Here is a 21,020-nt window from a genome sequence, read left to right on the forward strand (position 1 = left end):
CGAACCTCCTCGAACGGCTGCGCCTCGGTTGCTCATCTACGCCTCCGCCCGGTCGACCAGCGCCTTGCCGTCCCTGGCGGTGACCCGGCCGCGCAGCAACGTCGCCGTCACCCGGGCCGGGAAGGTCATCGCCTCGAACGGCGTGTTGTTCGAGATGCTGGCCAGGTCCTTTCCACGCACCGTCCAGCTCGCCTCCGGGTCGACCAGCGTCAAGTTGGCCGGCTCGCCGACCTCGAGCGGTCTGCCGTGCTCGTCCAAGCCGACGATCGCGGCCGGTCGCTCGCTCATCACGCGGGCGACGCCGCGCCAGTCCAGCAGCCCCGGCTCGACCATGGTCCGCACGATGATCGACAGCGCCGTCTCCAAGCCGAGCATGCCGGGCCGCGCCGCGGCGAACTCGCAGCACTTGTCCTGCTCGGCGTGCGGCGCGTGGTCGGTGGCGACGCAATCGATGATGCCCTCGGCCAGCGCCTGCCGCAGCGCGGCGGCGTCGGACGCCTCGCGCAGCGGCGGGTTGACCTTGTTGACGGCGTCGTAGGTCTCCAACCGGGAGTCGTCCAGCAGCAGGTGGTGCGGGGTCACTTCGGCGGTGATCGAAATCCCCTGGGACTTGGCCCATCTCACCAGTTCCACGGTGCCCTCGGTGGAGGCGTGGCAGATGTGCACGCGGGCGCCCGCGTCGCGCGCCAGCAAGGCGTCGCGGGCCACGATCGACTCCTCGGCCGCGCGCGGCCAGCCGGCCAGCCCCAGCCGGGCCGCGGTCGGCCCCTCGTGCGCGACGGCGCCCTTGGTCAGCCTGGGCTCCTCCGCGTGCTGCGCGATCAGCACCCCGAGCGAGTTCGCGTACTCCAGGGCCCTGCGCATGATCAGCGGGTCGTAGACGCAGTGACCGTCGTCGGAGAACATGCGCACCGCCCCGACGCCCGCGGCCATGGTCCCCATCTCGGCGAGCTGCTTGCCCTCCAGGCCCACGGTGACCGCGCCGACCGGATACACGTCTACCAGGCCGACCTCCCGTCCCCGCCGCCACACATGGTCGGTGACGACCACCGAGTCGGCGACCGGGTTGGTGTTGGCCATCGCGAACACCGCGGTGTAGCCGCCGAGCGCGGCGGCGGCGGAACCCGTCTCGATGGTCTCGGTGTCCTCGCGGCCCGGCTCACGCAGGTGGGTGTGCAGGTCGACGAAGCCGGGCAGCAGGATCTGGCCCTGCGCGTCGATGATTTCGGCGTCGACCACGCCCAGATCGGTGCCGATCTGACGGATCTCCCCGTCGGCGACGAGCACGTCGACCGGTTCGCCTTCGCCGTACAGCAGCGCGCCCTTGATCAGAACGATGGCGTCGTTCCTTCCACTCATGCCACTGCCTCCTGGGTTCCGACGAGCAGGCGGAACAGCACCGCCATCCGCACGTGCACCCCGTTGGTGACCTGTTGCAGCACAGCGGCTTTCGGCGAGTCCGCGACGGAGGACGCGATTTCCATGCCGCGCAGCATCGGGCCGGGGTGCAGCACGACCGCGTGGTCTTCCAGCAGGGCCAGCCTGCGTTCGGAGAGTCCGTAGGTGATCGAGTACTCGCGGGCCGACGGGAAGAACCCGCCGTTCATCCGCTCGGCCTGCACCCGCAACATCAGCACGGCGTCGGCGCCGATCAGCTCGGCGTCCAAGTGGTGTGAGACGCGGGCGGGCCAGCTCTCCACGCCGACCGGAAGCAGCGTGCGCGGAGCGACCAGCACGACCTCCGCGCCGAGTGTGGCCAGCAGGAAGACGTTCGATCGCGCGACCCGGCTGTGCAGGATGTCACCGACGATGACCACCCGCTTGCCCTCGATGTCGCCGAGCCGCTGCCGGAGGGTCAGCGCGTCCAGCAACGCCTGGGTCGGGTGCTCGTGCGTTCCGTCGCCCGCGTTGACGACCGCCGGGCCGGAGCCGCGCCCCGTGGAGACCGCCCACTCGTCCATCCAGCGCGCGATCTGGTGCGCGGCGCCGGAGGCCGGATGCCGGACGATCAGCGCGTCGGCTCCCGCGGCGTGCAGGGTGAGCGCGGTGTCGCGCAGCGACTCGCCCTTGGCGACCGAGGAGCTGCTCGCGCTCACGTTGATCACGTCCGCGCTCATCCACTTGCCCGCGACCTCGAACGAGACCCGGGTCCGGGTCGAGTTCTCGTAGAAGACCGTCATCACGGTGCGCCCGCGCAGCGTGGGCAGTTTGTGCACCTCGCGGCCGAGCAGCGCCTGTTCGAACCGCTCGGCCTCGTCGAGCAGCTCGTTCGCGGCGGCGCGATCGAGCGCGGCGACCGAAAGCAGATGCCTCACGCGCCTGCCTCCTGCCGCGAGCCGGCGTGTGGCAGCTTCATCACGCCTCCTCCTGGTGCAGGTAGACGCCGTCCCGGCCGTCGTGTTCGGTCAGCAGCACCGAGATGTCCTCGGAGCGGTTGGTCGGCACGTTCTTGCCGACGTAATCGGCACGGATCGGCAGTTCCCGGTGACCGCGGTCGATGAGCACCGCCAGCTGCACCGCGCGCGGGCGGCCGAGGTCGCGCAGACCGTCGAGCGCGGAGCGGACGGTGCGGCCGGAGAACAGGACGTCGTCGACCAGCACCACGAGCGCGTCCTCGATACCGCCTTCCGGAACGGAGGTGCGCTCCAGCGGCCGGTGCGGGCGGCTGCGCAGATCGTCCCGGTAGAGGGTGATGTCGAGCGAGCCCAGAGCCGGGCGGACGCCGGAGAATTCCTCGATCTTGCCGGTGAGCCGCGCGGCCAGGGTGGTGCCCCGGGTGGGGATGCCGATCAGCACCACGCGTGGCGCGCCCGGCTCACCCGCGTCCAGCGCGGTCTTCTCGATGATCTGGTGCGCGATGCGCGCGACGGTCCGCCCGACATCCGAAGCCGACAACAGCTCTCGTCCCGCCGCCACCCATTCCGGGGTATGTCGCTGCGATGTCTCGGCAGCGCCGGACTTGGCGGCCCGTTCTTCGGGCACGGCCATGCCGACCTCCTTCCCCGCCTCACCGGACGGTCCGTTAAAGGATGTCTTACGGCAAGCAGCGTAGCAGCGCCCCGACCCCCGGTTTCACCAGGCATATCGCGCTGTGAGCGGGGCCACTGAGCGCGGGGCAGCGACCGCTGTCGGCGCACGGCGAGAAATACACCGAGATCGCGGCTGCCCAGGAGCACGTGACGCTCCAGCGGCGCCACCAAGTCGTCCCAGGCCCGGAACTCGGTCCGCCATCCGTGCTCGGCGAGCCATTGTTCGGCGCCGGGTCCCAGCCCACTGGGCTCCCTCGGCCCGTCTCCCCCGGCCCGGACCAACCACCGCAGCTCGGTGTACCGGTCGCTGTGCTGATCGGTGTCGAACTTGCCGACGCCGAAGCGACTTTCCGGCGCGGACAGCTCCGTCAGCGTGGTCACCACCCGGAGGGCGTCGGCACGCCGTAGATATCCGAGCACCCCTTCGTCGACCCAGTGGGTCGGGACGTCGGCGCGAAACCCCTCGACGCGCAGCGCGGCCACCCAGTCGCCGCGCAGATCGGCCGCCACGACATGTCTCGCGCAGAGGGGACGGGCGTCGGCCGCCTCCAATACCGGCCCATGACCGAAAACCGCTAGCACATATGTTCGATCAGCGGTACGCTCGGCCGCATGTCCACACCGCTACAGGGATCGCTGCTCGACGGGTTCGGTGAGACCGAACTCGGGCCGCTGCGCGACGCGCGCCGTACGGTGCTCGACCACGGCGCCTGGGTGGATCTGCTGCCCGGTTGGCTTTCGGGCGCGGACGCACTGTTCGACCGACTGGTCGACGGCGTGCCATGGAAAGCCGAACGCAGGCCGATGTACGACCGCGTGGTAGACGTGCCCCGGCTGCTGCGGTTCTACGCGGAGCACGAACCGCTGCCGGATCCGGCACTCGCCGACGCGCGCACAGCACTGAGCGAGCACTATCGGCGCGAACTCGGCGAACCGTTCCGCACCGCGGGCCTGTGCTACTACCGGGACGGGCACGACAGCGTCGCCTGGCACGGCGACACCATCGGCCGCGGCGCCACCCACGACACCATGGTCGCGATCGTGTCGATCGGGGCGCCAAGGGCGCTGCTACTCCGGCCGCGCGGCGGTGGCCCGAGCATCAAATACGTTGTCGGACATGGCGACCTGCTGGTCATGGGCGGCTCTTGCCAGCGCACCTGGGAGCACGCCGTGCCCAAGACGCGCAGGCCCACCGGTCCGCGGATCAGCATCCAGTACCGTCCACGCGGCGTCCGCTGACCCTGCTCCCACGCACCGTTTCGAGCTGAACCATCGTCGAGGTCGGAAGTGATCGTCGTCCGCCACGTGTCCCTCGCTCCGGTTAGCCTGGCATTATGAGCAATCCAGGGGCGGGGGTCTTGGCCGTGATGCCGCTGCACACGATCAGCGAGGTCTACGGCGAGGCCGGGCTGCGCGAACGATTACTGCTGGAAATCGCCGAGTTGCCGGACACGCAACGCCTGGCCGCGGCGCTCGATCTCGCGGCCGATCTGCATCGCGACGATCGGTACGGCCGCGAGCCCTATCTCAGTCATCTTCTGCGCGTGTCGATTCGGATCATCAGCCATTACGAGGTTCGTGATCCGGACGTGGTCGCGGCGGGGCTGTTGCACGACGCGGTCGAGGACCACGCCGCCGAGCTGGCCGCCGATCGTCCCGGACCCACCGTCGACGCCGCACTGGGCGCGCTCACCGATCGGTTCGGTGCGCGAGTGGCCGATCTCGTGGCCGCGGTGACCAATCCCGAGCCGGATCCGGCCCGGGACCGGCAGGCGCAGTACCGCGAGCATGTCGCGACGAATCTGGACCGGGACCCGTGGGCCCGCGTCATCAAGCTCTCCGACTTCACCGACAACGGTGTGGGCATCCTCTACGCCACCGGCCCCGCGATGGCGAGACTCGCCGCCAAGTACCGCCCGCTCACCGACGTGTACCGCGATCTGGTCACCCGGCCGGACACGCCGCTGGCCGAGCACGTCCGGCAGCACATCCTCGATCAGCTCGACCGAGCCGACGAACGGTTCGAGGCCATTCTGTCGCGGGACTGATCGCCGCGCGGTGTGAGCGGATCGAAACCGCGTGCCGCACACGAACGGTCGAGCCGTAGACGGACCGACGCGCCGGTCGCGATGCCGCACGAGCGTCAGGGCGCGCGTAGCACCGATTCGACCAGCTCGCGGACTGCGGCCAGCAACCGTTCCGTCTCGCCCGCGCGGACCATGGCAGGCACCAGTTCGGCGCTCAGCGCGCCGAGCAGTAGCCGCCCGACAACTTCGGCGTCCAGGTCCGGACGCGCCTCGCGCAGCAACGTGGTGATGTGGTGGTCCCAGAACGCGTGGAATTCGGCGGTTCGCGGATGTGGCGGCTCGGTGCGATAGGCGACCATCAGCTCGGAATTGTTGATCACCAACCGTGCCATGGCGTCGAAGTAGGCGACCAGCCGGGCATCGGCGGGCGCACCGGGGCCGAGGGGTGGCGGGCCGCTGGTGACCGCGTCCATGAGCGCGACCGCGCTTTGCGCGACCATCTCGTGCAACAGTCCCGCCCGGCTGCCGAAGCGATGGAAGATCGTGCCCTTGCCCACTCCGGCGGCGGCCGCGACGCGGTCCATGGTGATCGCTTCGGCGCCGTGCTCGGCCAACAGGGCGAAGGTGGCGTCCACTATCGCCCGCCGGTTGCGCGCCGCGTCGGCCCGTTCCTTCGGCCGTCCGTCGCCCATCGCACCCACTTTCTAGACAAGTTGACCGACGGTCCATATCATCGGTGAGTCAATTGGACCGTCAGTCAACTTATGGAGTTCATATGCAGGCAATCGTAATGACGGCGCCGGGCAGCCCGGACGTGCTGGTCACCGCGGACGTCCCGGCGCCACGGGCAGACGCGGACGAGGTGGTGATCCGCGCCGAGGCGATCCCGGTGCTGTTCCCCGAGACCAAGCTGCGCTCCGGCGAGTTCCCGCTCGGCGCGCCACTGCCGCTGGTTTTCGGTTTCCAAGCCGCAGGGGTCGTCACCGAGGTCGGCGCGCAGGTCGATCCGGCGCTGATCGGACGCCGGGTCGTCGTGTCGACCCAGGGTTCCGGCGCTTACGCCGAATTCGTCGCCGCCAACGCGGATTCCGTGGTTTCCATTCCGGACGGCCTGTCCTTCGTGGACGCCGCGGCGGTGCTGATGAACGGATCGGTGGCGATTCCACTGCTGGAGACCGCCGCGCTCACCGGCATCGAAACCGTCCTGATCGAAGCCGCCGCCACGGGCATCGGCAGCGCGCTGACCCAATTGGCGAGAGAATTCGGGGCGGCTCGCGTCATCGGGACCGCAGGTGGTCCCGACAAGGTCGCCCACGCGCGCAAACTGGGAGCCGACGAGGTGATCGACCACAACGATCCGGACTGGACCACCCGGCTGCGCGAAACACTCGACGGCGCGACGGTGGACGTGGTGTTCGATTCGATCGGCGGCGCGAGTGCCGTCGGCCTGCTCGATCTCCTGACACCCCTGCGCGGCCGGATGCTGGGCTACGGATGGTTGTCCGGAGCACCCGCGCAGGTGTCGGCGAGCGACCTGCTCATGCGCGGGCTCACCTTCGTCGGTTGCGCAGGACCGGACTGGCTGAACCGAGTAGCTCAAGCGCGCACCGCCGTTCTGGCCCGCGCGGCGGCGGGCGGCCTCGACCCGCTGGTCGAGGCCGTGCTGCCGCTGGACCAGGCGAGCCGCGCGCATCGCCTGTTGGAGGAAAGGACGGTACTGGGCAAGATCGTGCTGCGCCCGGGCTCCGCCGTGTCCGGATAACGCCGCGCGGCCCCCGGCGTAGCTAGGGTGGGCTGGTGCGGACTTCTGTGGAATCCCATGTCGGCGCCGCCAACGCGCTCACCGCACGGTGGTGCGCGGCGGCGGGCGAACGAGACTTCGTGGTGTCCGGCGCCGGGGTATGGCCGCTGCTCGCCCTGCTCGCTTCCGCGGCGGACGGTCCGGCTCGGGACGAACTGACGACCGCGACCGGCTTGCCCGCGGCGGACGGGCAAGCCGCGGCGCTCCGGCTGCTGGACGACCTCGAGCGCGCGGAGGCGGTGTCGGCCGCACTCGGAGTGTGGGTGCGCCGCGACCTTCCGTTGCACGAGCCGTGGTCGCAGTCGCTTCCCGAGAGCGTGCTCGCGCGGCTGGCCGGGCAGTCCGAGCTCGACAGCTGGGCGGCCCGGCACACCGATGGGCTCATCGAACGCTTTCCCCTCACGGTCGATCCCGAGACGCTGCTGGTACTCGCCACCGCGCTGGTCGCGAAGACGAAGTGGCAGGCGCCCTTCGATGTCGGGACGCTGGCACCCGAGGACGGCCCGTGGCGGGGACATCGCGGACCCGGGTTGTCCCGCACGAGCCGCGACCTGACGAACGCCGCGATCCTGGACGCATCGGAACCGGTCACCCGCGTGGTCGTCGAAGGCGTCGCAGACCTCGACGTCCACCTTCTGCTCGGCACCGGGGCACCCGGCGCCGTGCTCGAAACGGGCCTGGCCGCGCTGTCCGGCAGTGCGCCGATCCGCTCCGACCTGCCGGTCGGCACGAAGGGACCGGGCCTGAACGTGCGTACCGAGCCGGTGGTACCCAACACTGGCCGACTGCGCGTCCAGCTACCGCCTTTCGAGGTCCGCTCCACCCACGATCTGCTCACCGCGCCGGGCTTGTTCGGCCTGACCGCCGCGACCGACTGCACCCACGGCCACTTCCCGGCGATCTCCCCGGACCCACTGTGCGTCGGCCAGGGAGCGCAGGAAGTGCTCGCCCGGTTCGGCCACGAAGGTTTCGAGGCGGCCGCCGTGACGGCCTTCGCGTTGCGCGCGGCAGCGGCCGTCCTGCGGCACGACTACGCGCCTGTCGTCTCGGTGGTCTTCGACCGGCCCTTCGGTTTCCTCGCCGTGCACCGCCCGACGGGTCTGGCGGTCGTCGCGGGTTGGATCGCCACCGCGCCTACGTCCTCCCCCGACGTGCCGGCCTGAGCGCTACCGCCGCGCGAAGTGCGGGGCGTGCTCGGGCAAGACACCGCGAGCGATCAAGAAGGTCGGCACGCTGCGAATCACGGGGATGCGCCGCAGAATGCGGACCGGCAGCGGTGCGCGCGGGGAACTCGCGATGTCGACTCGTCCGTCGAGGGCGGGCGCGACCGCGACGGTGTGCAGGAGTCGCTGCATTCCCTGTGTCACCACGGTCGGGAATCGGCGCCGTCGCTGCACCTTCGCCAACTCCCTGGTGCCGAGCGTCCCCGAGAGCAGCGGCGGAGCAAGGATCCTGGCCGCGGCTACGGCGTCCTGCACGGCCAGGTTGATGCCGACGCCGCCGGCCGGGGACATGGCATGGGCGGCGTCGCCCAGACACAACAGGCCGTTGGTGTACCACTTGGTCAGCCGATCGAGTTTCACCTCCAGCAACTTCACCTCGTCCCAGCTGGTCAAGGCGTCGATCCGGTCGTAGAGCCAGGGAGCGGCCTCGGCCAGACTCCGCATGACGTCCCGCACCGGCCCGCGGCGGGCGGATTCATCGGCGCCCTTGGCGATCAACGTCGCGCACTGCCAGTAGTCGCCGCGATCGAGCAGCACCGCCACCCGCCGGGCGCTGACGATCGGCAGCGCGCCCGCGGGATCGATCTCGGTGCGCGGCAGGCGGAACCACCAGACGTCCATGGGTGTCGACCACGTGCGGATCGGCAGTCCCGCGGCCGACCGCAGCAGTGAGCCGCGGCCGTCGCAGGCCACCGTGAGATCGGCTTCGATCGCGCCGGTGGCGCCGTCGACGGTCCGGTAGGCGACGCCACCTACCCGGCCGTCGATCCAAACCAGGTCGGTGGCCTCGGTGTTCAGCCGCAGCCGGAAGGTGGGTTCGTCGGCCGCGGCACGCGCGAGCAGATCCAGCAGATCCCACTGCGGCACCATGGCGATGTACTTGTGCCTGCCCGGCAGATGCGTCAGCGTGGCGAGCGTCTGCAGGCCGCCCGAGATCGGCAGTTGCACTCGATCCACCTTGCGCGCGGGCAGTTTCGCGAACTCCGCGCCGAGACCCAGTTCGTCGAGCAGATCGAGGGTGGTGGGATGCACGGTGTCGCCGCGGAAGTCACGGAGGAAGTCCTTGTGCTTCTCCAGCACCGTGACCTCGACCCCGGCCCTGGCGAGCAGCAGCCCGAGGATCATTCCGGCCGGTCCCCCACCAACCACCAGGCAGGTCGTGCGCTCCATCGACTGTGTCTCCCTCGGTCACCACATCGCCGCAAGGTGTCGCCTGTTCGCGCAAATCCTAGTGTGGCGGGCGCGGCGCCGGACCCGGATCGGCGACGGCCGACCGGCTCAGCCGATATCCCGATGCAGCACGAAGAAATACGGTTCGGCCATACCACGCAAATCCATCACGCCGAGCAGGGTGTGCTCGTCGGCGCGCCGGAAATGATCGATGATCGGCAGGTGGTCGTAGACCATCGCGGCACTTGTCACACCGCGGTATTCGACCTCACGCAGACGCGCGGTGTGCTTGCGCGTGCGCAGCGCGGGACGCAGGACCGGCAGCAACTTGCGCAGGGCCCGCACACCGGGCAGCGGTACCCGCCCGGCCAACGCGACCGGGACGCGGCGCGGATCGACGGCGAACACCGCGCCGCCCGAGGTGAACAACAGCGGATGCACGCTGTCGGGGCCGTCGAACTGCTTGCCGTACCAGCCCGAAGCCACCAGCACACCGTCCATCGGATGACCGGTGTCCAGTTCTTCGCCTCGCCAGCGCCCGGTCGTGACGTCCTCGACCCGCGCCGCGGGGAGTCGGTCGAACAGCGCCCACGCCTCCTGTGCGGTACGGATGTCCGTCACGGTCAGCTCGTTCGCGGCCATGTCTCCCACTTCCCTCAGCGAGGCAACGTTGCGATAGCTACCCTATCTGTCTCTCAGAACGCCGCTGTCGACCAGGTCCGCACGGATGTTCAGTAGGTCGCCATGAGATAGATCCCGGCGATGATCATGACGCAGGCGACGACGCGTTTCGAGCTCACCGTGCGCCGCGGGAATCCCATCAGCCCGAAGTGGTCGATCGTGAGCGCACCGAACATCTGTCCCGCGATGATGAGGGCGTTGAACGTACCCGCGCCCACATCGGAGGCCACGGAGATCATCGCCAGGATCGCGGCCCCGCCGAGCAGGCCACCGAAGGGCGCCCAGCGGGGCATACTCCGGATGTCGGCCTTCGTCGGCCACGGCCGGTTCCTGGAAACCAGCAGCGCCACTGTGAGGAAGATCGCGAAGCCGGTGAATGCGACGGCGTAGGAGATCACGCCACACAGCCAGACGTTCTTCAATGCGAGCTTCAGCGAGTTCTGGCAACCCGCTTCCACGGAGCGCAGCGCGCCGCCGACCAGGATGAACGCGAAGATGAGTGCCATCGTGACGCGGGGCAGCGCGGCACGGGGTTTTTCGGCGGTCTGAACCGTCATCGAGAATCCTCGGGAGGGTGCGAAAAGTGGGATGGCTGAAACCGGCAGCGGTGGGCGTACTGCTGTCAGGTGACGCTGACCCTGGGCTCGTCGCCCGCGGGCTCATCGGCCATCAGGTAGATCGCGAGCGTGATCAGCCCGCAGGCCACCAGACGCGGAACGCTGGCGGATCGTTCTTCGAATCCCATGAGTCCGAAGTGATCCATGATCACGGCGACCACCATCTCGCCGACGATCACCAGCGCGCTGAAGGTCGCCACGCCGACATGCCGGGCGACCGCGATCATCCCCATCACCGCCGCGCCGCCCAGCAGGCCGCCGAACGGCGCCCACCACGGCATGTTCCGAACGTCGTCGAGCGTCGGCCACGGCGTCTTCGACGAGAGCGCCAGGAAGATCGAAAAGCCGGTCAGCGCAACGGCATACGAAATCACCGCGCAGAGCCACATGTTCTTCATGTGGTTCATCAACGTGTTCTGACAGCCGGCTTCGGCCGACCGTAGGCTGCCTCCGACCAGGATGAACAGAAATACCAGTCCGATGACGAGGCTCATGGGCAATACATCCTTGGCTCGACGGCGGACGAACACCGAGATTGCGTCGGACACAACGTTTTCCACCCGAAAAATGGGACCGGTTGTGCCGGAACCGACGTCCGACCTGTGTGACCCGCATAACGTACCATCGAATAACGGTACGTTCAATGGGTAAGCGAGGACTGCCGTGGCCCGTCTCGGCCGGGAAGGAACGCGAACGAAGGGCTGCCATGATGGCACTCGTGCCCGAACTGGTCGATTCCTCCACACGGAACCCGCCCGCGACCACCTCCGAGCGGCGGCTCAGCGTCCTGGACCGGGTCCGGCTCGCCCTGCTCGCGGCCGGCCTGCTGTGCGTGCTCACCGGGCTCCTGCCCCGCGACGAGGCCGCCGCGAACATGCGCCGCATCGGCCCGTTACTGCTGTTTCTCGCAAGCGTGATCGTGCTGGCCGAGCTCACCCGGCAGGCGAAGGTCTTCGACGCCATCGCCCATCGCCTCGCGATCCTCGGTCGCGGCCATTACCCGGCGCTGTTCGGCCTCTGCGTGCTGTTCGCCTCCGCGACCACGGTGCTGCTGAACCTCGACACCACAGCCGTGCTCATCGCCCCGGTCATGCTGGCACTCGCCGCGCCCGCTCGGATCCCGCCACTGCCGCTGGCCATGACCACCCTGTGGCTGGCGAACACCGCGAGCCTGCTGCTACCGGTCTCCAATCTCACGAATTTGCTCGCCGCCGACCGGGTGGCACTGACCGCGACCGGATTCGCGAGCAGAATGCTGGCGCCGCAGATGGTCTCGATCACCGCGACGACGGTGTGCCTGTGGGTGTGGTATTGGCGGCGCGGACGCCGGGAAACCGACCGCTACGTGCCGCCCGAGCCGATCCGGCCCGTGAACTTCCGGGAGCGCTCGTTGTTCTACACGACAGCCGGGGCCTGTCTGTTGTTCATCGTCGCGATCCCCGTCGTCGGCGACCGGATCGGCGTCGCGGCGACGGTCGCGGCGCTCATCGCGTTGGCGGCGTTCGCCGTGTTCGATCGCGGCGCGTTGCGGCTTTCGCTCATCCCGTGGCAGCTGCTCGTGTTCGTGGTCGGATTGTTCCTGGTGGTGCCCACCCTGAGCCGATTCGGCCTCGGCGACTCGATGCATGCTCTGATCGGCACCGACTCGGGTGCGTCCGGCGCTTTCCGAGCCGCCGCGGCGGGTGCGGGTCTGTCCAATGTCGCGAACAATTTGCCCGCCTACACCGCGGGCGAGGCGGTGATCCCCGCGCAGAACAGCGATCAACTCCTCGCGTTGCTGATCGGCACCAATGTCGGCCCGATCGTCACGCCGTGGGGCTCGCTCGCCACACTGCTGTGCCTGGAGTTCTGCCGCATGCACGGCGTACGGGTACCCATGCGACGTTTCGTCCTGACCGGTGCCGCGCTCGCGACGGTCGCCACCGCAGGCGCGGTCACAGCGCTGCTGATGACGAGTTAGCCGCCGAGACACCCGCCAGTCAGCGCCTCGCTTGACCTCGAGTGCGGTCGAGGTACGAGGATACTGTCGAGGCCGGATCGAGGCGCACGTCCGGGTTCGGTCTCCGCGCGCGGAACCCGAGTTCCGGTGCTCCCGCTGGGCATCCGTACACCCACCAGCGGGAGCCATGCGCGGTCTCCGGTAGGAGTTGCACGGACGTCGCGTTGCCCCGCCTCACGCCGCCGCGCAGGAACGCGAACCGAGCCGGGAAGCCCGCGCAGGCTCCGACGCGCAGTCGAAGTCAGCTCGGCGCCGTGACTTCCCACTCGTAGATCGTGAGTTCCGAGGACCCGGTGGTGTGCACCGGATCGGTGAACACGATTTCCCTTGCGGCGTCGAGGCTTTCGGCGTAGATGATGTACGCGCCCCCGGTGCCGTCGGTGAAGCGGCCGCTCTCCTGCAATTGCCCCAGTTCCTGCAGCGACTGCAGGAACTGCCGGTGCGGCTCGATCACGGCGTTATCGAAGCGCGGTGTGCGCATCGCCAGGACGAGGTACTTGTTCACGCCTCGGACTCCGGGCGGGGGGGCCTCGTCGCGGCAGCGGCGGCGCGCACCTGCGGCGCCACCAGGACGACCTGCCCCAGCACGCCGTTCAGGAAGGACGGGGAGTCGTCGGTGGACAGCTCCTTGGCCAGCTCCACCGCCTCGTCCACGGCGACGACCGGAGGCACGTCGCTCGCGTGGAACAGCTCCCAGACCGCGATGCGCAGGATCGCGCGATCCACGGCCGGGAGCCGCGACAAGGTCCAGTCCTGCAAGTACGACTCGATCGTTCCGTCCACCCGGTCGAGATCGTCGGCCACACCCTCGACCAATGTCCGGGTGTAGGCGTGCACCGGCGCGACCGACTGGTCGCGGGCGGCGAGCTCGGCGCGCTCGTCGAGCAGGTCGGCGGCGTCGACGTCCCTGGCCTCCGCCTCGAACAGCAGGTCGACCGCACGGCGGCGGGCCTTGTGCCGCGCGCCGAGCTTCTTGTACGTGGACTTCTTGTCCACGGGCTGGTCAGCCACGGTCACATCATTCCGGGATCGGCCGGCCCGCGGCTCAGGCGTTGACCCGGCCGAGGTAGCTGCCGTCGCGCGAGTCGATGCGCAGCTTGTCGCCGGTGTTGATGAACAGCGGGACCTGCACCTCGGCGCCGGTCTCCAGGGTGGCGGGCTTCGTGCCGCCGGTGGAGCGGTCACCCTGCAGGCCGATGTCGGTGTGCTGGACCACGAGTTCGATCGAGACCGGGAGCTCGACGTACAGCGGCGCGCCCTCGTGCGTGGCGACCTGCACGGTCATGTTCTCCAGCAGGAAGCGGGCGCCGTCGCCGATGGTCTCCTCGGCGATCGAGATCTGGTCGAAGGTCTCGCCGTCCATGAAGACGTAGTCGGTGCCGTCGTGGTACAGGTACGTCATGTCGCGGCGGTCGACGTTCGCGGTCTCCACCTTCACACCGGCGTTGAAGGTCTTGTCGACCACCTTGCCGGACACGACGTTCTTCAGCTTGGTCCGCACGAACGCGGGGCCCTTGCCCGGCTTGACGTGCTGGAATTCGGTGATCTGCTGGAGCTGACCGTCGATCTTCAGCACAAGGCCGTTCTTGAAGTCGCTGGTGTCCGCCACTGTCTTCGGATCTCCTCGTTCTACCGCTTGGTCTCGGGCAGACCGGCGTCAGTCGACGACGGTCAGGTCTTTGCTGGTGTGGGTGAGCAGCTCCGGGCCCCCTTCGCGCACCACGAGCGTGTCCTCGATCCGGACCCCGCCGCGGCCGGGAAAGTACACACCTGGTTCGACGGTCACCGCCACGCCAGTCAGAAGTGTACCGGTTCCGGTTTTCGCGATTCCGGGCGCTTCGTGGATCTGCAGACCGACCCCGTGGCCGAGGCCGTGCACGAACAACTTGCCGTGCCCTGCCGCCTCGATCACCGCCCGCGACGCGGCGTCCACGTCGGATACCGGGACCCCCGGGCGCAGTGCCTCCCGCCCGGCCCGCTGCGCCTCGGCGACCAGCGCGTACACCTCGCGCTGCCAGTCGGTCGGCGCGCCGAGCACGAACGTGCGGGTCATGTCGGAGTGGTAACCGCCCACCACCGCGCCGAAGTCCAGTTTGACGAAATCACCCGCGGCCAGCACGGCGTCGGTCGGGCGGTGATGCGGGACAGCCGAGTTCACGCCGGTCGCCACGATGGTCTCGAACGAAACCGCTTCGGCGCCGTGTTCGAACATGGCCCATTCCAGTTCCCTGGCCACCTGACGCTCGGTGCGGCCCGGACGCAGTCCGCCCCGCTCCAGCAGCGCGGCCAGACCGGCATCGCCCGCCGCGCAGGCCGCCCGCAACTGATCCACTTCGTAGGCGTCCTTGACCATGCGCAACTGCTCCACCAGCCCGGGCGAGGCGACGAACTCCAGGCCGGTGCGCTGTTCGAGGAAACCGCGATGCTGGTCGACGGTGACCACATGGCTTTCGAAACCCACCCGGCCGACCTGCCACTCACCGGCCAGCTGCACGATCCGCCGGGCGGCGGCGCGCGCGATCTCGGCCCGCAGATCGGGAACCTGCTCGGCGACCTGGGTCCGATACCGGCCGTCGGTGCCGATCACGGTCCGGTCCTCGGCGGTGCGCGTGTCCCAGGAATGCACCAGCAACGCCGCGTTGGAGCCGGTGAACCCGGTCAGATATCTGATATTTACCAGATCGGTGACCAGCAGGGCGTCCACCCCGTTCTCCACCAGCAGGCTGCGCAGCGCGCCACGCCGCGCCGCGTAATCCGGCACATGACCCTGGTGATCAGCACACATGTCTCAAAACTACCGCCGACACACCGCACACCGACAGCCAACGCGTGATCGGCATGGCCGTCCGCGGCTGTCGAATCATCGATTTTCGCCCGAAAACATTGCGGCCCAGCATTTCTCGACAGTCGGAGGACTACTGACCCATAGCCTGTTCACACCCGAACCGGTTGTGCACATTCCGGGCCGGAGCGGATGACCCGCGCCGGAACCGGGCGAAGGTGGAGCCATGACTCCACTCGCGTGCGCCGCGCTCACCGTCTGGTGCGCGGCACTGACGACGTTCGACCTGCGTGAAGGACGCCTCCCGAACCGGCTGACCGGCTCCGGAGCGCTGGTCGTGCTCGGATATGCCCTGCACACAAAGCATTTCACCGCCGCTCTGCTGGGCGCGCTGTTGCTTTCGGCGCCGTACCTGCTGGTGCACCTCGCCGCGCCCGCCGCGCTGGGCGCGGGCGACGTCAAGCTCGCGGTGATGCTGGGCGGGGCGACCGCCCTTGGCGGCGCCCGTCCGTGGGTTTGGGCGGCACTCGGAGCACCGGCGCTCACCGCATGCGTCGCGCTCGGAGCACTGGTCTGCCGACGCGCATTCGGCTCCCGCCCCGCCGACCCGGGCGACAGCGCGCTCACCGTGCCGCACGGCCCTGCGATGTGCCTGGCGACATTGCTGGCCCTACTGTCGCCGGTCTTCGACTCGACCTGAGTCCGCTCCGCCCGACGCCACCAGAATGCCGCCGGACCGCGCTGGACGCCACACAAAGCCAGCAAATCAATAGCAATTCATCGGTAGCATCAATCGCGGGCAACGACTTTCCGACCCGCCGCCACGTCAGCGCTCGAGATGCGGCGCCTTGGAGAAGTCGCCCCTCGAGTGCGCCAGTACCGCGGAAGCAGCGTCGAGAAGGAGCCGCCCAGTGAATCCGAGGCATCCGTCGCGGGGACCGATCGTCGTGGGAACCGACGGTTCGGAGCAATCGATCGTCGCGGTCCGCTGGGCGGCGCAGACCGCCGCGCTGCACGACGCTCCGCTGCACATCTCGCTCGTCGTGGAGTCCTCGCTCGGCTCCGACGACGACGATCCCCCGCGTCCGGCGGCGCTGCTGCGGGTGCGCGAGGCGGACGAGGCGATCGAGCGCGCGGCGGACGCCGCCGTGGCGGCCGCGCACACCGTGCGCGACATCACCATCGGCACCGAGATCCGCACGGCGCACATCGCCACCGCCCTCATCGAACGCTCCCGGAGCGCGGCGATGCTCGTGGTCGGCACCCGCGGGATCGGCCGCGTCCAGCGTGTCCTCCTCGGCTCGGTCAGCACCGCCGTCTCCAGGGACGCCGAATGCCCCGTGGCGGTGGTGCCCGCCGAGACGCCGCTGTGGGACCGGGCGACCACCAACCCGGTGATCGTCGGTGTGGACGGCTCCACCGCCGAGCAGGCCGCCATCGGGGTCGCCGCGACCGAGGCGTCGCTCCGCGGGGTCGAACTGGTGGCCGTGCACACCTGGGGTGAGGTCGAGCCGCTGGCCGCGATCGGCACCGACTGGGCCGCCCTGCGCCGGACCGAAGAGGCGTTGCTCGCGACCAGCTTGGCCGGCTGGCAGGAGCGGTACCCGGAGCTGACTATCCGACGCGAGGTCGTCCGCGACCGTCCGGAGCGAGGGTTGCTCGAACGCTCCCGCGACGGACAGCTGCTGGTGGTGGGCAACCGCGGCCGAGGAACTTTGCGGCGACTGCTGTTCGGCTCGGTCGGTGACGCGCTGCTCCGCTCGGTGGACCGCCCCATTGTCATAGCCCGCTGAGCGCCTCGGCCCGCGGTACCCGGGCTCCCCGGCGTGCGGTTCGTCACGGCGGGCCACGTTCCGGAGCACGGGCGTCGACATGGGAAGATGAACAATGTGCTGCGTTGGATAACTGCCGGAGAATCCCATGGTCCCGCTCTCGTCGCCCTCCTGGAGGGGATGGTGGCAGGCGTCGAGGTCACGTCCGACGAGATCTCCGCGCAGCTGGCCCGTCGCAGGCTCGGCTACGGTCGCGGCGCCCGGATGAAGTTCGAGGCCGACAAGGTCACCGTCATCGGCGGCGTGCGGCACGGGCGCACCATGGGCGGCCCGGTGGCCATCGAGGTGGCCAACTCCGAGTGGCCGAAGTGGACCACGGTGATGTCCGCCGATCCGGTCGATCCGGCCGAACTCGCCGACCTGGCCCGCAACGCACCCTTGACCAGGCCCAGGCCCGGGCACGCCGACTACTCCGGCATGCTCAAGTACAACTTCGACGACGCCCGTAACGTGCTCGAGCGCGCCAGCGCCAGGGAGACCGCCGCGCGCGTCGCGGCGGGCACCGTCGCGCGCAATTTCCTGCGCCAGGCGTTCGGCGCGGAGGTCGTCTCGCACGTCGTGTCGATCGGCGCGGCGCAGAACACTTCCGGCCTCGTGCCGAGCGCCGCCGATCTCGCCGCGGTGGACGAGAGCCCGGTGCGTGCCTTCGACAAGGACGCCGAAGCCGCGATGATCGCGGAGATCGAGGCCGCCAAGAAGGACGGCGACACCCTCGGTGGCGTTGTCGAGGTGGTCGTGGCGGGACTTCCGGTCGGCCTCGGCTCGTTCACCAGCGGCGAGAACCGGCTGGACGCGCGGCTCGCCGCCGCGCTGATGGGCATCCAGGCCATCAAGGGCGTCGAGGTCGGCGACGGTTTCGAGACCGCGCGCCGCCGCGGCAGCCAGGCGCACGACGAGATGCGCCCCGGCCCCGACGGCGTGCTGCGTTCCACCAACCGCGCCGGCGGACTGGAAGGCGGCATGACCAACGGCGAGGCGCTGCGCGTGCGCGCGGCCATGAAGCCGATCTCCACGGTGCCGCGCGCGCTGTCCACCGTCGACATGACCACCGGCGACGAGGCCGTCGCCATCCATCAGCGCTCGGACGTCTGCGCCGTGCCCGCCGCGGGCGTGGTCGCCGAATCCATGGTGGCGCTGGTCGTCGCGCAGGCCGCGCTGGAGAAGTTCGGCGGCGACTCGCTCACCGAGACCGTCGAGAACATCACCAGCTACGTCAAGCGCATCAGCACTCGCCCGCACGTGCCCGCGGACAGTCGGTCGCAATGATCGTGCAGACCGATCCGCGCGCCCCGCGCGTGGTGCTGGTCGGACCGCCGGGGGCGGGGAAATCCACGATCGGCCGCAAGCTCGCCAGGGAACTCGGCGTCGAGCTGTACGACACCGATGCCGGCATCGAGCGGGAGACCGGTCGCACGATCCCGGAGATATTCGCCGAAGACGGTGAGCCCGAATTCCGCAGGATCGAGGAGCGGGTGGTGCGCCGCGCCGTCCTCGCCGAACGCGGTGTGGTCTCGCTCGGCGGCGGTGCCGTGCTGTCCGAGCACACCAGGGCACTCCTGCGCGGCCGCACCGTCGTCTACCTGGAGATCAGTATCGCGGAGGGTCTTCGGCGCACCGGCGCGAGCACGCAGCGGCCGCTGCTCAACGGCGCCGACCCCGGCGCGAAGTACCGGGAACTGATGCGTACCCGTCGGCCGCTGTACCGGGAAGTGGCGACCGTCCGGGTTCGTACCGACGGCCGCAGTCCCGGCCGCGTGGTGCGGATGATCATGACCAAGCTCGGTATGGAGCCGGTCGAACCGGCCGAAACGGATCTCCGGCCACCGCCGAGCGGAATCCCGCAGGGCAGCAGCCGATCCCGGGCCCGCCGACGTGCGAGAGCAAGAGCGGCGGCGCGGCGCAAGACCGCCGATCAGTCCGAGACCACCGACACCGCGACCGGCGCCGCGGCGGAAGCGGCGGTTACCGCCACGGTGCGCTCCCGGCGCAGCCGCAGGAGCGTCACGAGCGAACCCGACGCCGAGGGCGGGGCGGGCAACGGGGAGACGGCGGCGGGCAGCCGATCCCGGCGCGCCCGCGCACGCCGCGCCCGCTCCCGGGCGCGGCAGCAGTCGACAACAGCAACAACAGAATCGGAGCAAGCCACGTGACAGAGCCGAGTCGTCTCGAAGTCCGGACCGCCGACCCGTACCAGGTGATCATCGGCCGCGGGTTGCTCGGCGAACTCGTCGAGTCCGTCCACAGCGCGACCAAAGGTGTGCGCACCGTGGCCGTCTTCCATCAGCCGCCGCTCACCGAGACCGCCGAAGTGGTGCGAAAGGCGCTGGCCGACACCGGTATCGACGCGCACCGGATCGAGATCCCGGACGCCGAGGCGGGCAAGGAACTCGCGGTCGCCGGCTTCTGCTGGGAGGTGCTGGGGCGTATCGGCCTGACCCGCAACGACGTCGTGGTCAGCCTCGGCGGCGGCGCGGCGACCGATCTGGCCGGTTTCGTCGCCGCCACCTGGATGCGCGGGGTGCGGATCGTGCACGTGCCGACCACGCTGCTGGCGATGGTCGATGCGGCGGTCGGCGGCAAGACCGGCATCAACACCGAGGCGGGCAAGAATCTCGTCGGCTGCTTCCACGAGCCGGCCGCCGTGCTGGTCGACCTGGCCACCCTGGAGACGGTGCCGCGCAACGAGATCGTCGCGGGCATGGCGGAGATCATCAAAGCCGGTTTCATCGCCGACCCGGTAATCCTGGAGCTGGTGGAGCGCGACCCGGAGGCCGCCCTCGACCCGTCCGGCGAGGTGCTGCCAGAGCTGATCCGTCGCGCGATCCAGGTGAAAGCCGACGTCGTCGCCGCCGATCTGAAGGAATCCAGCCTCCGCGAGATCCTGAACTACGGTCACACCCTGGGGCACGCGATCGAACGGCGGGAGCGTTACCGGTGGCGGCACGGCGCCGCGGTCTCCGTCGGACTGGTGTTCGCCGCCGAGCTCGGTCGTCTCGCGGGTCGTCTCGATGACGCCACCGCCGACCGTCATCGCGCGATCCTGTCCGCCGTCGGCCTGCCGACCAGCTACGACGCCGACGCGCTGCCTCAGCTGCTGGACGCCATGCAGACGGACAAGAAGACCCGCTCCGGCGTGCTGCGCTTCGTCGTGCTCGACGGCCTGGCCAAACCCGGACGCTTGGAAGGACCCGATCCCGCCCTGCTGGCCGCCGCTTACTCGGCGATCGCGCGGGAGGACAGTCCGAGCGGCGGCGCGGTGCTGCTCTAGCCCGCGGCGGCCGCGAGAGACGAAAACGGCGCGCCCGCTGCGGGCGCGCCGTTTTCTCGTGGAATCAGATCGCGCTGCCCGCGGCGGAGTACAGCGACGGCGGGGTGGAGCGCCCCTTGCCGTTCTGCCGCTCGGCCAGCATCCGGCCGACGCCGACACCGATCAGCGCGGGCACGAAGATCAGCAGGATGATGAACGCCGCGCCCGCCGTGAGTTCGAACAGCAGGCCGTTGTCACCGAGATCGAACCGGGGAGCCCAGTCCAGGATCCAGGACGCCAGGCCGCTGCCGACACCACCCACAACGGCGGCCTTCAGCCACATCATGGTCAGATCGGCGCCGCGTTCGGCGTCCCCGCTCTCGACGCGGTCCCTGCGACCGTCCAGCACACCCCAGGCCGCGATGGCCGCGACCAGCACGACCAGGCACAGGATGCGCATCAGTGCCCCGTGTGTCGGCCAGTACACCATCGCGAACCCGAGCCCGGCACGCAACGCCACCACCAGCGCGCCGAGCACGACGGCCCGCAACAACCAAGCATTCATGCGAAACACCATAGCCGTGTTTCTCGGCAGCGACTACGGCCCTGCGT

The 21,020-nt window shown here is 69.7% G+C and carries 22 protein-coding genes and 2 pseudogenes; 10 read left to right on the top strand and 14 right to left on the bottom strand.

The genetic code is table 11. The features are described 5' to 3' along the window. Positions 1 to 36: 36 nt before the first annotated feature. The 4 genes and pseudogenes from ACIHAX_RS04835 to ACIHAX_RS04850 form a co-directional block, all read right to left on the bottom strand. Entirely contained in the window at positions 37 to 1,359 is a 1,323-nt protein-coding gene (locus ACIHAX_RS04835; RefSeq protein WP_397275856.1) for a dihydroorotase, read from the bottom strand. Beyond that, positions 1,356 to 2,315 (bottom strand): aspartate carbamoyltransferase catalytic subunit, encoded by a 960-nt coding sequence (locus ACIHAX_RS04840; protein WP_355070621.1) that lies wholly within the window; start codon positions 2,313 to 2,315, stop codon positions 1,356 to 1,358. Before ACIHAX_RS04840 ends, ACIHAX_RS04835 begins: the two co-directional genes overlap by 4 nt. A gap of 40 nt (positions 2,316 to 2,355) precedes the next feature. Continuing rightward, the gene (gene pyrR / locus ACIHAX_RS04845; protein WP_379250969.1) at positions 2,356 to 2,988 is read right to left on the bottom strand and encodes a bifunctional pyr operon transcriptional regulator/uracil phosphoribosyltransferase PyrR; all 633 of its coding nucleotides are present in this window, start codon (positions 2,986 to 2,988) and stop codon (positions 2,356 to 2,358) included. A gap of 422 nt (positions 2,989 to 3,410) precedes the next feature. Further along, positions 3,411 to 3,611: pseudogene (locus ACIHAX_RS04850) on the bottom strand (class I SAM-dependent methyltransferase); the annotation flags it as partial. Between the two features lie 30 nt (positions 3,612 to 3,641). On the opposite strand from ACIHAX_RS04850, the gene ACIHAX_RS04855 reads away from it, so the two are divergent. Together ACIHAX_RS04855 and ACIHAX_RS04860 are read left to right on the top strand one after the other, a co-directional pair. Next, positions 3,642 to 4,268: an alpha-ketoglutarate-dependent dioxygenase AlkB gene (locus tag ACIHAX_RS04855; protein ID WP_356961710.1), complete on the top strand. Its 627-nt coding sequence runs from the start codon at positions 3,642 to 3,644 to the stop codon at positions 4,266 to 4,268. A 95-nt stretch (positions 4,269 to 4,363) separates the two neighbouring features. Further along, entirely contained in the window at positions 4,364 to 5,077 is a 714-nt protein-coding gene (locus tag ACIHAX_RS04860) for an HD domain-containing protein (RefSeq protein ID WP_355070613.1), read from the top strand. A 95-nt stretch (positions 5,078 to 5,172) separates the two neighbouring features. Here the strand turns inward: ACIHAX_RS04860 and ACIHAX_RS04865 are convergent, their stop codons facing one another. After that, positions 5,173 to 5,748, bottom strand: a complete 576-nt coding sequence (locus ACIHAX_RS04865) for a helix-turn-helix domain-containing protein (RefSeq protein WP_356961709.1) — start codon at positions 5,746 to 5,748, stop codon at positions 5,173 to 5,175. Between the two features lie 83 nt (positions 5,749 to 5,831). Between ACIHAX_RS04865 and ACIHAX_RS04870 the strand changes: the two genes are divergently transcribed. Next, complete coding sequence (locus tag ACIHAX_RS04870; protein WP_364425825.1) at positions 5,832 to 6,818, top strand: zinc-binding dehydrogenase; 987 nt, start codon at positions 5,832 to 5,834, stop codon at positions 6,816 to 6,818. Between the two features lie 35 nt (positions 6,819 to 6,853). Beyond that, entirely contained in the window at positions 6,854 to 8,020 is a 1,167-nt protein-coding gene (locus ACIHAX_RS04875; RefSeq protein WP_397275862.1) for a serpin family protein, read from the top strand. Positions 8,021 to 8,023: 3 nt separating this feature from the next. On the opposite strand, the gene ACIHAX_RS04880 is transcribed toward ACIHAX_RS04875, so the two are convergent. The 4 genes from ACIHAX_RS04880 to ACIHAX_RS04895 all read right to left on the bottom strand — a co-directional run bounded on the left by ACIHAX_RS04880 (position 8,024) and on the right by ACIHAX_RS04895 (position 11,042). Next, entirely contained in the window at positions 8,024 to 9,250 is a 1,227-nt protein-coding gene (locus tag ACIHAX_RS04880; RefSeq protein ID WP_355070606.1) for an FAD-dependent oxidoreductase, read from the bottom strand. A gap of 108 nt (positions 9,251 to 9,358) precedes the next feature. Next, positions 9,359 to 9,892, bottom strand: a complete 534-nt coding sequence (locus ACIHAX_RS04885; RefSeq protein WP_355070604.1) for a DUF4334 domain-containing protein — start codon at positions 9,890 to 9,892, stop codon at positions 9,359 to 9,361. A gap of 89 nt (positions 9,893 to 9,981) precedes the next feature. After that, complete coding sequence (locus tag ACIHAX_RS04890; RefSeq protein ID WP_356961700.1) at positions 9,982 to 10,488, bottom strand: DMT family transporter; 507 nt, start codon at positions 10,486 to 10,488, stop codon at positions 9,982 to 9,984. A gap of 65 nt (positions 10,489 to 10,553) precedes the next feature. Then, on the bottom strand, positions 10,554 to 11,042 hold the full coding sequence (locus ACIHAX_RS04895) for a DMT family transporter (RefSeq protein ID WP_355070600.1): 489 nt from the start codon (positions 11,040 to 11,042) through the stop codon (positions 10,554 to 10,556). Between the two features lie 215 nt (positions 11,043 to 11,257). On the opposite strand from ACIHAX_RS04895, the gene ACIHAX_RS04900 reads away from it, so the two are divergent. Beyond that, positions 11,258 to 12,508: an SLC13 family permease gene (locus tag ACIHAX_RS04900; protein WP_397276044.1), complete on the top strand. Its 1,251-nt coding sequence runs from the start codon at positions 11,258 to 11,260 to the stop codon at positions 12,506 to 12,508. Positions 12,509 to 12,788: 280 nt separating this feature from the next. Here ACIHAX_RS04900 and ACIHAX_RS04905 read toward each other — a convergent pair whose 3' ends face one another. From ACIHAX_RS04905 to ACIHAX_RS04920, 4 genes are read right to left on the bottom strand one after another with little or no spacing between them, the layout of a single operon-like run. Further along, the gene (locus tag ACIHAX_RS04905) at positions 12,789 to 13,052 is read right to left on the bottom strand and encodes a YciI family protein (RefSeq protein ID WP_364425833.1); all 264 of its coding nucleotides are present in this window, start codon (positions 13,050 to 13,052) and stop codon (positions 12,789 to 12,791) included. Beyond that, positions 13,049 to 13,558, bottom strand: a complete 510-nt coding sequence (nusB, locus tag ACIHAX_RS04910; RefSeq protein ID WP_397275866.1) for a transcription antitermination factor NusB — start codon at positions 13,556 to 13,558, stop codon at positions 13,049 to 13,051. Before nusB ends, ACIHAX_RS04905 begins: the two co-directional genes overlap by 4 nt. Positions 13,559 to 13,592: 34 nt before the next feature. Continuing rightward, on the bottom strand, positions 13,593 to 14,156 hold the full coding sequence (efp, locus tag ACIHAX_RS04915) for an elongation factor P (protein ID WP_355070592.1): 564 nt from the start codon (positions 14,154 to 14,156) through the stop codon (positions 13,593 to 13,595). A 48-nt stretch (positions 14,157 to 14,204) separates the two neighbouring features. Then, entirely contained in the window at positions 14,205 to 15,332 is a 1,128-nt protein-coding gene (locus ACIHAX_RS04920; protein ID WP_364425838.1) for a Xaa-Pro peptidase family protein, read from the bottom strand. Between the two features lie 223 nt (positions 15,333 to 15,555). Between ACIHAX_RS04920 and ACIHAX_RS04925 the strand changes: the two genes are divergently transcribed. The 5 genes and pseudogenes from ACIHAX_RS04925 (at position 15,556) to aroB (ending at position 20,429) form a co-directional block, all read left to right on the top strand. Further along, a complete protein-coding gene (locus ACIHAX_RS04925; protein ID WP_364425840.1) occupies positions 15,556 to 16,029 on the top strand; it encodes a prepilin peptidase in 474 nt (157 codons plus the stop codon). Between the two features lie 211 nt (positions 16,030 to 16,240). After that, positions 16,241 to 17,122 carry a universal stress protein gene (locus ACIHAX_RS04930; protein WP_397275869.1) on the top strand — a complete coding sequence of 294 codons (882 nt, stop codon included), beginning with the start codon at positions 16,241 to 16,243 and terminating at the stop codon, positions 17,120 to 17,122. A gap of 96 nt (positions 17,123 to 17,218) precedes the next feature. Then, positions 17,219 to 18,427 carry a chorismate synthase gene (gene aroC / locus ACIHAX_RS04935; RefSeq protein ID WP_355071043.1) on the top strand — a complete coding sequence of 403 codons (1,209 nt, stop codon included), beginning with the start codon at positions 17,219 to 17,221 and terminating at the stop codon, positions 18,425 to 18,427. Beyond that, positions 18,424 to 18,942: pseudogene (locus ACIHAX_RS04940) on the top strand (shikimate kinase); the annotation flags it as partial. The gene aroC and the pseudogene ACIHAX_RS04940, both read left to right, overlap by 4 nt. A gap of 365 nt (positions 18,943 to 19,307) precedes the next feature. Then, positions 19,308 to 20,429, top strand: a complete 1,122-nt coding sequence (gene aroB, locus ACIHAX_RS04945; protein WP_355070584.1) for a 3-dehydroquinate synthase — start codon at positions 19,308 to 19,310, stop codon at positions 20,427 to 20,429. A gap of 64 nt (positions 20,430 to 20,493) precedes the next feature. Here the strand turns inward: aroB and ACIHAX_RS04950 are convergent, their stop codons facing one another. After that, on the bottom strand, positions 20,494 to 20,973 hold the full coding sequence (locus tag ACIHAX_RS04950; protein ID WP_355070582.1) for a B-4DMT family transporter: 480 nt from the start codon (positions 20,971 to 20,973) through the stop codon (positions 20,494 to 20,496). Positions 20,974 to 21,020 lie beyond the last annotated feature (47 nt).

This window comes from Nocardia sp. NPDC051929, assembly GCF_044548645.1.
GTDB lineage: Bacteria > Actinomycetota > Actinomycetes > Mycobacteriales > Mycobacteriaceae > Nocardia > Nocardia sichangensis.